The 13,657-nt window shown below is 43.2% G+C and carries 12 protein-coding genes and 1 tRNA gene; 4 read left to right on the top strand and 9 right to left on the bottom strand.

Going from position 1 to position 13,657, the window contains the following annotated elements:
- Positions 1–6: 6 nt before the first annotated feature.
- The 8 genes from bamA to rpsB all read right to left on the bottom strand — a co-directional run bounded on the left by bamA (position 7) and on the right by rpsB (position 8,704).
- The gene (bamA, locus tag HOL16_04435; GenBank protein MBT5389939.1) at positions 7–2,292 is read right to left on the bottom strand and encodes an outer membrane protein assembly factor BamA; all 2,286 of its coding nucleotides are present in this window, start codon (positions 2,290–2,292) and stop codon (positions 7–9) included.
- Between the two features lie 57 nt (positions 2,293–2,349).
- Complete coding sequence (gene rseP / locus HOL16_04430) at positions 2,350–3,483, bottom strand: RIP metalloprotease RseP (GenBank protein MBT5389938.1); 1,134 nt, start codon at positions 3,481–3,483, stop codon at positions 2,350–2,352.
- An 80-nt stretch (positions 3,484–3,563) separates the two neighbouring features.
- The gene (locus HOL16_04425) at positions 3,564–4,406 is read right to left on the bottom strand and encodes a phosphatidate cytidylyltransferase (protein MBT5389937.1); all 843 of its coding nucleotides are present in this window, start codon (positions 4,404–4,406) and stop codon (positions 3,564–3,566) included.
- Positions 4,393–5,145: an isoprenyl transferase gene (locus HOL16_04420; protein ID MBT5389936.1), complete on the bottom strand. Its 753-nt coding sequence runs from the start codon at positions 5,143–5,145 to the stop codon at positions 4,393–4,395. The genes HOL16_04425 and HOL16_04420 overlap by 14 nt, the downstream gene beginning before the upstream one ends.
- Positions 5,146–5,153: 8 nt before the next feature.
- A complete protein-coding gene (frr, locus tag HOL16_04415; GenBank protein ID MBT5389935.1) occupies positions 5,154–5,714 on the bottom strand; it encodes a ribosome recycling factor in 561 nt (186 codons plus the stop codon).
- Positions 5,715–5,725: 11 nt separating this feature from the next.
- Complete coding sequence (locus tag HOL16_04410; GenBank protein ID MBT5389934.1) at positions 5,726–6,418, bottom strand: UMP kinase; 693 nt, start codon at positions 6,416–6,418, stop codon at positions 5,726–5,728.
- 106 nt (positions 6,419–6,524) lie between these two features.
- The gene (locus tag HOL16_04405) at positions 6,525–7,442 is read right to left on the bottom strand and encodes an elongation factor Ts (GenBank protein ID MBT5389933.1); all 918 of its coding nucleotides are present in this window, start codon (positions 7,440–7,442) and stop codon (positions 6,525–6,527) included.
- Between the two features lie 44 nt (positions 7,443–7,486).
- On the bottom strand, positions 7,487–8,704 hold the full coding sequence (rpsB, locus tag HOL16_04400; GenBank protein MBT5389932.1) for a 30S ribosomal protein S2: 1,218 nt from the start codon (positions 8,702–8,704) through the stop codon (positions 7,487–7,489).
- A 199-nt stretch (positions 8,705–8,903) separates the two neighbouring features.
- On the opposite strand from rpsB, the gene HOL16_04395 reads away from it, so the two are divergent.
- The 4 genes from HOL16_04395 to HOL16_04380 all read left to right on the top strand — a co-directional run bounded on the left by HOL16_04395 (position 8,904) and on the right by HOL16_04380 (position 12,104).
- The gene (locus HOL16_04395) at positions 8,904–9,281 is read left to right on the top strand and encodes a hypothetical protein (GenBank protein MBT5389931.1); all 378 of its coding nucleotides are present in this window, start codon (positions 8,904–8,906) and stop codon (positions 9,279–9,281) included.
- Positions 9,282–9,397: 116 nt separating this feature from the next.
- Positions 9,398–9,817: a hypothetical protein gene (locus HOL16_04390; protein ID MBT5389930.1), complete on the top strand. Its 420-nt coding sequence runs from the start codon at positions 9,398–9,400 to the stop codon at positions 9,815–9,817.
- 15 nt (positions 9,818–9,832) lie between these two features.
- Positions 9,833–11,965, top strand: coding sequence for a copper-translocating P-type ATPase (locus HOL16_04385; GenBank protein MBT5389929.1), 2,133 nt, complete (start codon positions 9,833–9,835; stop codon positions 11,963–11,965).
- 63 nt (positions 11,966–12,028) lie between these two features.
- Positions 12,029–12,104, top strand: a tRNA-Phe gene (locus HOL16_04380).
- Between the two features lie 246 nt (positions 12,105–12,350).
- Here HOL16_04380 and HOL16_04375 read toward each other — a convergent pair.
- On the bottom strand, positions 12,351–13,145 hold the full coding sequence (locus HOL16_04375) for a hypothetical protein (GenBank protein ID MBT5389928.1): 795 nt from the start codon (positions 13,143–13,145) through the stop codon (positions 12,351–12,353).
- Positions 13,146–13,657 lie beyond the last annotated feature (512 nt).

Raw genomic sequence — 13,657 nt, 5'->3', positions numbered from 1 at the left:
CTAAATTTAAAAACGACTTGTAAATCCAAACAACAAGTTACGCGTTTTATCAAGGCTTCGCTTCTTGAGAGGGAAACCATAATCAAGCCTTATTGGCCCAAATGGAGACGACCACTGTAACCCTAGACCTGTTGATGCTCTGAATGAGCTATCATCAAAGATATTAGGGTTGGACTTTTGAGCGTCCCACAAACTACCCGCATCAACGAATGCAGCTCCTTTTATACCAAATTCATTAGGAAGTCCAATAGGAAAAGTAACTTCGGCTGAACTTTGGTAATATTTCATACCGCCAAGGGCATCTTGTGAACCCCTTCGATCCCTTGGGCCTACACCAGAAAAGTCAAAACCTCGCAACAGAAAGCCACCCAAAGAGAAACGATCCGTAATGCGTGTCGTCTTACCAAGTCCTAATATGATACCCGACTGCGCGCTCAAACCAAGGGTAACCTCTTCTTCAAGCGGTATATAGTAAGCACCAGACACGATATTCTTGGAATATCTTGTGGTACCACCCACACCAGCAAATTGGTTATAGAGGCTTACAATATAGCCAGAGGTCGGATCAATGGCAAAATCTCTCATGTCATAGGCCAATGTCTGAGATACAGCAGATGTCGTTGCCCTACGAGGCTGTTCCTTAATGAACTCGGAAGTACCGTCGCCCAAATTGGAAATCTTGTCCATGTTGATATTATAGGCAAGCTTCTGCGTAAGAGGCTCATTAATGTGGTATTTCAACCAAGTTGTTAGACCCGTTGTTCTTTCTTCATAAGAACTCTCACGATCAAAGCTGTCCTTTCGGCCATAAATATTAACACCGGCTTCCAACTCTCGATCCAAGAAGTAGGGCTCTGCAAAGCTCAAGTCGACAGACTTTGTTCGCTTAGCAATAACGGTATCAATTCCAATACGTTGCCCTTTACCCATCAGGTTACGTTCATGAATCGCAAAGTTCGCCAAGGGACCTGCTTGAGGCGAGAAACCACCTGCAATGTTTAGCTCACCCGTAGACTGTTCTTCAACAGCAACCTTGATATTCACCTTGTCAGGGGCATCGCCCTGTTCTTTATAAATACTAACCTTCTTAAAATAGCCAAGGTTTCGAATACGCTGTTCAGACCTGAGCAGTTTCGTTTGATTAAAGGGATCCCCTTCAGCCAGCCTAAACTCTCGTCGAATAACAGAATCTAAGGTACGCGTGTTTCCAATAATATCAATTTGTCCAATGAAAACCTTTGATCCTTCTTCAATATCAAAAGTAACATCGATGGTGTGCTCTTCCTTGTTCCTATTGACCTTCGGCTGTGGATCCGCAAAGGCATAGCCCTGATCTCCAGCAATCCTCATAATATTATCAATCGTTTTTTCAAGCTCCTGGCTATTATACCAATCGCCCTCTTCCATGGTAAGCGCATCGGTAAAGTCATCAGACGGAAGGGACGGAATTTTACTATTCACGCCAACTTTCCCAAACTTATAGCGCTCTCCTTCATCAATGGTGAAGGTAATAAAAAAGTCTTCCTTGTTGGGGCTTAGCTCAGCCACAGCAGACTTTACTCTAAAATCAGCATAACCATTTTTAAGATAATATCTGCGCAATATCTCTTGGTCAGCCGCCAAACGATCTGGGTCGTAGGTATCATCTGATGTAAAGAATCGATACCAGCGCGACTCTTTTGTCTGAATGATAGACTCTAGGCGGCTATCGCTAAATCTCTTGTTTCCGACGAATACAATTTTACGAATAGTGGTCTGTGGACCTTCATTTATTTCAAATACTAGATCAACTCTATTCTCAGCTAGTTTTATAATTTTGGGTTCAACCGTGGCCGCAAATCGACCTGAAAGTCGGTAGATATGTAACAGGCGTTGTTGCTCTTCTTGAATTTTAGATCGGTTAAACGCCATGCGAGGCCGAAGTTTCACTTCCGCCTTCAATATTTTATCAGAAACACGTTGGTTTCCTTCAAAAGCAATGCGATTGATAATAGGGTTTTCAAGCACCTTAACAACCAAGACACTGCCTTTTTGCTCAATATTAACATCCGTAAATAGGCCTGTTTTATAAAGTGACTTAAGAGACTCTTCAACACGGACCTCATCGTACTGATCTCCCCTTTTCAGCTTCATATAGGAAGCAATTGTCTCTGGTTCAATTCTTTGATTGCCTTCAACAACAATTTGCGAAATTGCTTCGGCAGATGCAAGAGTGGAAAACACGCCCGAACCTGAAAATATAACAGAACACATTATACCCATAATGACCCGGTAGCTGACTTTAATTTTCACTTTGCTCTCCTTAAGTTTGCACCAGAATTCAATACGTTATAGTTAAGATCTTCATTACTAAAACCATGACCATAGGTATTGAAAAACCTTTAAATGTACGATGTCGTTCCACATGGCAAATGCCATCAAGCCGATTATGATAAAGAAACCAACTCGAAACGCGTATTCTTGAACTTTTTCGCTGACAGGCTTCCCTCTCGCAGCTTCAATGAAATAGAAAAGCAAGTGGCCTCCGTCTAACATAGGGACTGGAAAGAAGTTAATTAAACCCAAACTTATAGAGAGAATAGCCATGAACCATATCATTGCAGGAATGCCTGCCTTCGATACTTCGCCAGAGAGCTGAGCAATTCTGAGAGGCCCCGCTAGTCCATCGGCACTTCTCTTTCCAACAATCATTTGCCCAAGAGCCTCAAGGGTCTGGCCCGTAAATGAGGCTGTATCTTTAATGGAATACCATAAAGCGTACATGGGATTCCTGCGCACAAACTCAATACCGGCTGGTGAAATTCCCATTATTCCAACTTTTTGAGTTTCCCCAAAAACATCAGTAACTTCTTTCAGATCGGGTGTAACGATAATGGTCATGTCTTCCGATTCGCGCTGAATAATAACGGTTAGTGGCTTATCCGCACTTTGTGAGACTATTTTCTGCAAATCATCAAACTGTGTAATAGGAGTACTCTCAATTTCCAGAATTCTATCCCCAACCTGTAATCCAGCTTTTTCTGCTGCGCTTTCTTCTTGAACAGTCCCAATTTTAGGAGATATGTACCTCTGTCCTACTGTGGCATAAAGCCCCGTTAACAATACGATTGCCAGCAAATAATTGGCAAGGGGACCCGCTGCCGAAACGGCAATACGCTGCCAAACAGATTTATAATGGAGAGACCTAGACTTTTCAGCCGCCGTCATTTTTTTGAGAGCCTTCTGGTCGGGGGTACTTGCTTCATCTTGATCCCCAAACATTCGAACATATCCCCCGAAAGGAATAAGGCTTACACGCCAACGGGTCTTTTTCTTATCCGTCCATCCGAATATTTCTGGCCCAAACCCAACGGAAAAGACTTCTACATAAACGCCATTATGACGAGCAACTAAATAATGACCCAATTCGTGAATAAAAACTAAGATGGTTAATATAACCAAAAATGGTACTACATATCCTGAAATACCAGCCAGAATTTCCATGTTTTTCTATAATTTCCCTATTATTCTTTACAGCGGAAGGAGAGCCTTATCCCCCATAGTTGAAATATTGTCTGTGTCACTTATCGCAAAAAAGAAAAGGAAAAAAAAGGGAAAAGTTTAGAAAAAAGCAAATTAAATATCACAATCCCAGGAAGAACTATTAAATAGGCGTCCAAACGATCCAATAAACCGCCGTGCCCTGGGATCAGAGTCCCACTATCTTTCACCTTCCAAATTCTCTTGATCCGTGATTCGAGTAAATCTCCCCCCACTGACAAAAGACTCACAATCATTGAAAAAAGCAAAAATTGCCACAACGTTCCCCCAAAATAAGACGAGAAGACAAGTGGAATCAGAACACCCACAAGTCCTCCAATAAAAAGCCCTCCCACAAGGCCACTCCACGTCTTATTTGGACTGATGACAGGCCATAACCTTGGCCCTTTTATATATGAGCCAATAAAGTAAGCCCCCGCATCGTTAGATGTTACTATCGCAACGATCCAAAACAATAAAACAAGCCCCTGGGGCACAGAAGTAAGAATCCATATTAAGGCAATAAGGGGACAGCCTATGTACAGAAGTCCAAAGAATGTCCAGACTTTTTGCTGAATCGACCCCTTTAGAATTAAAAATACATAAAGAAGGGCCAACAAAAAGACAAAAGGCGCAAAATCATAACTAATATAGAGAGAAGACATAAGGGCCAGCACGGTTGGAATCGCAATAGCTAGTGTGAAAGGAACCCTATCCTTTGCGTAAAGAGATACCCATTCGAAACTTAATAATCCCACAATCACAAAAAGAAGAATATCTAAAAGGGGGGGGCCGTAGAGCATGGGGATAAAAGCAAGCAACAAAATGACAACAGCAGATATAATCCGTTGCAAAACTTGGCCTTGAAACATCTTAACGAGATCCATAGCGACGATTTCTCTCTCCAAATTCTTGAATAGCTTTTTCTAGATGTTCTTTAGAAAAGTCTGGCCACATAACATCTGTAAATATAAACTCAGTATACGCAGATTGCCAAAGAAGGAAATTGCTGATCCTCTTTTCCCCCGCAGGGCGAATGAAAATGTCCGGATCTGGTATGCCTCGGGTATCCAGATATTCCTCGAAAAAAGCCTCAGTTACATCCTCTGGAGAAACTTTATCTGCAAGAACTTCTTTCGCCAACTTCTTGACAGCCCTTACAATTTCACTACGTCCGCCATAATTAAAGGCAATAACAAGCGTTATGGTTTTGTTGTCCTTCGTCTGACGTAGCGCTTCATCCAAAAGCGGTAACAATTCTGGATCCAGCTTTGAACGGTCTCCAATAAATTTTAGTCGAACACCGTTTTCGTTTATTTCATCAACACTATTCAACAAATGGTACTGTAATATTTCCATTAGCCCCGAAACTTCGTCGTCGGGACGATCCCAGTTTTCCGTAGAAAAAGCGTAGACTGTTAGATACTTTACGCCAAGCTCCGCTGCTCCTCTGATAACATTTTTTAATGTTTCAGCCCCACGTCTATGCCCTTCACTGACAGACTTATTATTCGCAACGGCCCAACGCTGGTTGCCATCCATAACAACTGCAATATGTTCAAGTTTTTTTGAAGACGATGCGGGTACTTTTGTCTGTGATTGTGCTGACTCTGAAGAAGAAACCATTCTAAAATCTAGCGCTGTAAAATTTCATTCTCTTTCTTATGAAGAGACTCATCAACTTGTTTAATATGAAGATCCGTCAAATTTTGCACTTCTCCAGACAACCTGTGTAGTTCATCTTCAGAGAGTTCCCCTTCTTTTTCAAGGCGCTTTAGGGAATCCATTCCATCACGCCTAACATTGCGGATACTAATGCGAGCCTGCTCTGAATATTTTGCGGCAACTTTCACCAACTCTTTGCGACGTTCCTCGCTTAAATCAGGCAATGGAATGCGAACAAGATTTCCCTCGGCCACAGGGTTAAGGCCTAGCCCTGCGTCTCGAATAGCTTTCTCAACATTCTTAACGAGGGTTTGATCCCAGACTTGAACCGTTATTAATCTGCTTTCAGGGATTCCTATGGTTCCAACCTGATCAATGGGCAATTTAGAACCATAACCTTCTACAGAGACTGGCTCCAAAAGACTCATGGAGGCACGTCCTGCCCTTAAGCCAGAAAATTCCTTTCGAAGCGCTTCTACAGACTTTTCCATACGTCTCTTCAAGTCAGCTATATTTTCAGTGGCACCCATAATTTCCTCTTTCATTCGTCTGACACAATCGTAAAATCACCCTTGCCGTTAACAACGTCCACAAGGGCTCCTTGCTTCCGAATAGAAAAAACAACAATGGGGATTCCATTCTCTCTAGCAAGACTCACCGCCGCAGCGTCCATAACTTTAAGATCCTTGGATAAAACCTCCAAGTAGGACAAGCGCTCATATCGAGTGGCGTCTTTTATTTTTACAGGATCTGCACTATAAACACCGTCTACTTTAGTCCCCTTCATAAGGACATTACATTTCATCTCTGATGCTCTTAAAGCCGCTGCCGTATCCGTAGAGAAAAAGGGATTGCCAGTTCCTGCCGCAAAGATGACAATTCTCCCCTTTTCCAAGTGACGAATGGCACGACGTTGTACATATGGCTCACAAATAGCAGACATGCTGATAGCAGAAATAACACGGGTATCAACCCCGACCTTCTCTAACTCGCTTTGAAGTGCCAGCGCATTGATCACGGTAGATAACATTCCCATGTAATCCCCGGTCGCACGATCGATCCCCTTTTCAACACCGGAAATACCTCTGAAAATATTCCCTCCGCCGACGACAAGGCACACTTCTATACCCATTTTGTAAACAGCAAGCAAATCTTGGACTATCTGCCCTACAGCATCCTGCTCAAGTCCAAAAGCCTCATCTCCCATAAGAGCTTCACCCGAAATCTTAAGCATAATCCGCTTATAAGTAGATGCTGCCCCGATAGTTTGGCCTGCCGTTTTTTGCAAAATGTATCCTATCTATCTTTAGTTTATTCACTCGCCAAATTTATTTACAAGCTTATTTATTTGCTTGAGCGGCAACTTCTTCTGCAAAGTCCGTCGCTTCTTTTTCAATCCCTTCGCCAAGTCCGTACCTGAAGAATCCGGCAATTTTGGGCTCTCCTTTGTGAGCTTTTACGAGTTTATTTACTTTCGTCTTTCCATCTATAACATAAACTTGCTCATGAAGAACCACCTCTTCATAAAATTTGCGGATACGACCCTCAATTATCTTTTCAATAATGTTGTCGGGCTGCCCAGAGGCTTTTGCTTGCTCCATTAGAACTGTGCGCTCACGCTTTAAAGCATCAGCAGAAATATCTTCTATAGAAAGATATTCCGGTTTTGCCGCGGCAACATGCATAGAAAGAGATTTGGCAAAAGCCTGTAGTTCTTCGGTCTTAGCAGGCGCTTCTAGAGCCACTAACACACCAATTTTTCCAAGGTTTGGAGCAATGGCATTATGCATGTAAGAGGAAACAACACCCTCTTTAACTTCCAAACGACCAACCCGCCTTAGAGCCATATTCTCTCCAATGACTGCAATCAAATGGGTAATCTCTTCTTGAACGGTCCGCCCAGAAGAAGGCACTTTGAGAGTCTTTAGTTTCTCTACATCAACATCGTTATCCAGCACTAGCTGTGTAACTTCTTTCACAAATCCCTGGAATTGATCATTTCGGGCAACAAAGTCTGTCTCTGAATTGACTTCCACAATAGCCCCAACCTTTTCATTGGTCAGGACACCCACCAACCCATCGGCGGCAACACGTGCAGACTTTTTACCAGCTGAAGAGAGTCCTTTTTTTCTGAGCCAGTCAACTGCTGCCTCTGTCTCTCCTTTAGTCTCGGTAAGCGCCTTTTTACAATCCATCATTCCGGCTCCTGTCATTTCACGGAGCTCTCTAACCATTCCGGCCGTAATGGGTTTCGTCATAACTTTATCCTCTATAAAATTTGCATTAGATATTTAAACGGAGCCTAGGCCTTAACTTTCACAGGAGCCTTTTCTTTTGGTGCAGCCTTTGCTTTCGTCACCTTCTTAGCAGCAGGTATAGCTTTAGGGGCAGCAGCCTTCTTTACCGTTGAAGGCGTGGCCTTCTTTGCAGCAGGTTCAGCTTTAGGGGCAGCAGCCTTCTTTGCTGTTGAAGGCGTGGCCTTCTTTGCAGCAAGAGCAGCTTTAGGCGCAGTAGCCTTCTCTGCCGTTGAAGGCGTGGCTTTCTTTGCAGCAGGTGCAGCTTCAGGTGCAGCAGCCTTCTTTGCCGTTGAAGTCATTTTCTCAAGGGTTTCTTTTGCTATAGCTTCTTCTTTCTTTTTGGCTACACCCTTCTCTGAATCCTGGCTTGCAACAACATTCTTTGTCTCCTTAGTGCCTTGGATCTCAGGAGCCCCCTTCGCGTCTTTAGGGGATGCTTTTGCGACATCTTCTGCTAATTTAAGAGCCTCTTCTTCCTGGACAATTTCTGACACATCTTCCGCAGAACCCACGTCAATTCCGGCCGATGCCATGTGCACTTGCAATCCATCCAACACCGTTTCCGCAAGTAAGTTGCAGTACAGATTGATGGAGCGACGGGCATCATCATTTCCGGGAACTGGATAGGTAATCTTGTCTGGATTTGAATTACTATCTAAGACTCCTATCACAGGAATATTAAGGCTGTGAGCTTCGTCAACCGCAATAGAATCTCTATTCGTATCCACGACAAAAACCATATCTGGAACACCACCCATCTCTGCAACACCACCAAGGGTCAGCTGCAATTTACTGCGTTCACGTTCTAGCTTCAAAATCTCTTTTTTCGTGAGTCCAAGCCCCTCAATATCTTCAATTTGTTTGTCCATATCTTTGAGACGCTTAATGGATAGGGAAATTGTTTTCCAGTTCGTCATCATACCACCAAGCCACCTGTGGTTCACGTAATACTGACCACAGCGTGTAGCTGTTTCAGCAATTTTCTCTGCAGCCTGTCTTTTTGTGCCAACAAAAAGAACACGGCCACCAGTGGAAACCACATCGTGTAATGCTTTTAGGGCTTCGTGTAACAGCGGAACTGTTTGCTCGAGATCAATGATGTGAATACCGTTTCGGACACCAAAAAGATAAGGGGCCATTTTGGGATTCCAGCGGCGTGGTCGATGACCAAAATGGACACCACTCTCTATAAGCTGACGCAAACTAAATTCAGGTATGGGCATAGGATTCTCCTAGTTTTTCCGGTTTAACCTCCGCGGAATAGTGATCAAAGGACCGCCTCTGACACCGGAGCGAAAACATCTTCATCTTGCGACTCAAAATATCTCCACATTTCCCGCGTGTGAAATATAAATAATCTATAGCTCTATTTTCTCCCCCTATGCAAGGGAAAATGACGTAGAATAAAAAAAGGAGGAGATGATGCGAGTGGGAAAAACGGTCTATCTAATCGTACTTATGCTTATGGCATGGAATAGCCCATCAGAAGCAACGGTTTTTATAACGTTTACAATAAAATCACTTATGCCCATTAAAGCACCTCCTGAAAAAATTTTGGCAACACTGGGAAGGGAAAGACAAATAGCACGACTTTGGAAACAAATCCCGTCTAAAGGTCCTCTAGGTCTTCCTACAGCTATTTATCGCGTTAAATTCACCTCCAAAAACGATTCAATACCCAGCAGAATTATGCTTCATTCTCCCGAATTGAAACTAAATCGCATCTCTCTCCCAATGGGAGAACACAGTTTTTTTAACGACAAAATGATAGAAGTGAACATAAGGAACATCACTCAATAATATGGCCAGATAAGTGTTTTTCGCCTTTTCCAATAGCCAAATTTGTAATTTTTCGGTTGCTTTCCCTTCCAAGAGAGGCGACGATTAGGCTAGATAGTGTGGTAGCGGGAGTGCTCATGATAAAATATTTTTTGCTTGTTATGTTGGGTTGCGCGCTGCTGCAAGATGCTCAGGCTACGGTTGGCAGCCGAAGTGGCGGTAGAACAAAATGTGTCAACCATACTATCACGTATAAAGACAAGTTTCTCCCTCGTGGGCATACAATACAAATCCAACACAAAAGCGAAAACTTCAAACATCAGTCTACAACTGAAACCTGGCCCCTTCAATTTATCACTATCAACAAATTGGGAGAGCTGTGGGTCAGCACGCCAGAAGAAGTAGTGGGAACTATACTAAAAATCAAACAGCCCAATGGTCGCGTTTCTAAAATATACGTAGAACTAGACACTCTAAAGACGTTTGGAGATTTTAATGTTCGGGCTGTTTCACATCCTGGTCCATGCCAAGCAAGCTATTCTCATAGGGTGAAATAAGAACCGGGAAACCCCATGTCCAAGCCACCCATCTACACATGTCCCATGCACCTGGAAATCCAAGAAGAAAAACCGGGTGATTGTCCCATTTGTGGCATGCCACTAGAGCCTATAGGAATCCCCCTTGAGGATGCTCCTCCGCAGGAGCTCGTTCAAATGTCCCTCCGCTTTTGGATAAGCTTAAACTTTTCCATCCCACTTCTTTTCCTCGAGATGGGCGGACATTTTACAGATCTTATAGCTCAAAGTGCCTTTCTATCCAGATATGCTGGTTGGATCTCATTTGCCCTAGCAACTCCTGTGGTTCTATGGGCCGGCGCCTCTTTTTTCAAAAAAGGCTATGCGTCTTTTATCAGCTTGCGGCTCAATATGTTTAGTTTGATATCACTCGGCATTGGCGTTGCCTATTTCTATAGTATTTTTGCCATTTTATTCCCAGAATTTCTACCAGAGGCCTTTAAGGATCATAGTGGCCAAGTCCCCCTATACTTTGAGGCGGCAGGAGTCATCACGACTTTGGTCCTCCTGGGACAAGTCTTAGAAATTAGCGCGCGAGAAAAAACCCACGGCGCCGTTCGCGCCCTGCTAGATCTCTCTCCCAAAATGGCCATACATATTTTGAAAAATAAATCCGAGGAATCCATTCCTTTGGACCAAGTCAAAGCGGGTTACTTGCTCCGGGTTCGCGCCGGTGAAAAAGTACCAGTAGACGGCATCGTTGTTGAGGGAAAGGGCGTTGTCGATGAATCCATGATAACGGGAGAACCCATCCCCGTTGGCAAGTCTGAAGGCCAACACGTGACAGGCGCAACCGTCAATACCAGTGGCACCTTTATTATGAAGGCAACAGGAGTTGGCAATGAAAGCATGCTATCTCAAATTATTTCCCTGGTCGAACAGGCCCAAAGAAGTCGAGCCCCAATTCAAGGCCTAGTAGATAGAATTGCTGAATACTTTGTCCCCATTGTCATGGCCATCTCTGTTTTAAGTTTCATCATTTGGGTGTTTTTTGGCCCCGATCCAAGGTTTGACCATGCCACCTTGGTTGCAGTATCTGTCCTCATTATTGCATGCCCCTGCGCCCTTGGATTGGCAACACCCATGTCCATTATGGTTAGCGTTGGTCGCGGCGCACACATGGGAGTCTTGGTTAAAAATGCTGAGGCTTTAGAGGTCATGGAAAAAATAGATACTATCGTGGTCGATAAAACTGGCACCTTAACGGAGGGCCGCCCCACGCTAACCACTGTTATTCCTATCGACAATACGAAGGAAAAAGAACTCATTGCGTACGTTGGAAGCTTAGAGCAAGGCAGTGACCATCCTATCGCGCGGGCCATTGTAAAATACGCTAAGAACAAAAAGATCGCCTTCCATAGCTTCTCCAACTTCGTAGACATTTCTGGCCGTGGTATCAAAGGCATTGTCCAAAAAAAGGAAGTCATTATTGGAAATGAGGCGTTTCTTGAAGAATCAAAAATACAGGGTATCCTCCCCACAGAAACTATCCATAAACTTAGGAACCAAGGCAAGACCGTTTTATTCTGTGCCATAGACAAAAAGTTTTCCGGCCTTCTCGCCATCTCAGATCCCATCAAAGAAGGCACACGAGAAGTCGTGGCCAAGCTTACGAGAGCCGGCATTCACGTCGTCATGGCAACTGGTGATAATGAAATAACGGCCAAAGAAGTTGCCAATCAGCTGGGTATCAAAGAATTCTACGCAAGTGTTTTGCCCGCCGATAAGACAGAACTTATTTCGAAACTTCAAGGCAAAGGCCGCATAGTAGCCATGGCAGGCGATGGGATTAACGATGCCCCTGCCCTCACCCAAGCAAATGTGGGACTCGCCATGGGAACGGGGACTGATGTAGCCATTGAAAGTGCCAGCATGACCCTATTACAAGGAAACCTGGAAGGCATCCTGAATGCTTATGCCCTTAGTAAGGGCACCATTCGGAACATTCGAGAAAATCTAGTTTTTGCCTTTGGGTATAATTCTCTTTGCATTCCCATTGCGGCTGGCATTCTTTATCCCTTTACAGGGCTTCTTCTTACACCCATGCTGGCAAGCCTTGCCATGAGCCTAAGTTCTGTTTCCATTGTGTTGAATGCGCTGCGCCTTGGACGAATGAAGTTAAAAGCCTGATGCATTTTCCTGCAAAATCTCCCTAGACAGACCGGATAGATTTCACTATAGACAATGGGGTGTGCCCAGGTAGCTCAGTTGGTAGAGCAACGGACTGAAAATCCGTGTGTCGATGGTTCGAGTCCGTCTCTGGGCACCATAGTTGTAGCGAGGCACAGAGCTTTTTCAAAAACTTTAAAAAAATGCTGGGGACCACAAGAAAAAAATTTCATCTCTCTCCACTACATCGTCTTATCTATCAGCTGTAGAAGAATTCGTGTTGCTAATAGTAGAATTGTATACAAAGTCTATTCTCAGAAGATAGAAATTCTGATCATTGCCATTGGTGCCAGACGAGATAATATTATCTATAAAATGTCAGTCGCTCGTGCATCCTGAGATGCCTTTATAGTCCCAAATTCCAAAGCTTTTTGAGTGCTTTCAAAAAATTCCTATAGAGTTCGACTGCGTGAATAAGTTCTTTTAAATTGCATAATCTTAGTCTCGAAATCCCCTCCTCGACATTCGCTTCATAGCGTTTCGCTCTCAACATAAACTCGTCCCATTGCTTAGCTTTCATATAGTTATTGCCGGGAAAAGTGACTGGTAACCCCTTGCATCCCAGAGACTCTAAAGTTTTATCAAAATCTCTAGTAAATATCACGTCACCTTCGTGGTCCTTTGTCATGTTCATGACTAGTTTCCCGTTATAATAAAAATATTCTGGAACTTTCAGTATCTCTCCAACCTTCAGAATTTGATTTTTACATCTTTCTTCAAAAACAAGGAAGAAATCTAGGGCATTCTCACCGAAAGTAGCATACGTCGGAAAATTAGGCTGAAACGTCGGAATATCAGACTCAAAGATAGTCTTTATATGAAAATACTGTTCACCCTTAACGTTGATAAATTCCATACTCAAAAGTTCATCTCTCAGTGTTTTATCGAGTTTTATAAACAGAGACATAACTTCAAGATTCACATGTGCTCGCCTTTCCTGCATTTCACTATGGAAAGCCGATTTTGCACCTCTAGTGCGATTGTGTACTTTTTCAATATCGGAAACAGACAGACTATTGGCCGCCATTTCTTCTATCTGCTGTCCTCCGCCCGGGCTTGATCTAGCTCCAGATAATGTGAGCAAAAAACACACCATGAACGTAGCACATGTTCTTACTAACTTTCTCGCAGCGATATACATTAAACAACTCCACCATACAATAAAACTGTATGTTCCTCTCACAATTTTCAAAAGAATTCAAACAAAATTTTTACACGTGTGTATGTACATTGGAACATGGCATCCAATACACGCCCTTAAAAATGAGATGAAACCTCTCCCGTTCTCAACATGCATTTGCTTATATCTGTTTACGACAGAGCAGCGCTCAGTCCCATTAACTGTTTGAAAAAACGTACTTTATTGGGACGCCTCCATCAGAGCAGTCACTTTGAAGCTTAGCATCAAGGTTTAGAAGGATAAAACAGCCCACCTTGCTTTATACAGAATTATGGCTTTTGTCGTTTTATACAACTAGTTTGCTGTAGAATCCATTGAATAAAAGCTATATTATGAGCAAATTGCAAAATTATGAAAGTGCGGAAGTTTCACGGAGGATGCAAGGATAAGAATGATATTTTTTTGCACTGATCAATCCATAAGGCACAATTTTAACTGTTTTTCTGGTCTTCACGCGCAATTTTCCCCTGTTT

Source organism: Alphaproteobacteria bacterium (assembly GCA_018662925.1).
Classification (GTDB): domain Bacteria; phylum Pseudomonadota; class Alphaproteobacteria; order 16-39-46; family JABJFC01; genus JABJFC01.
This window is presented reverse-complemented; position numbering and strand designations above follow the sequence as displayed.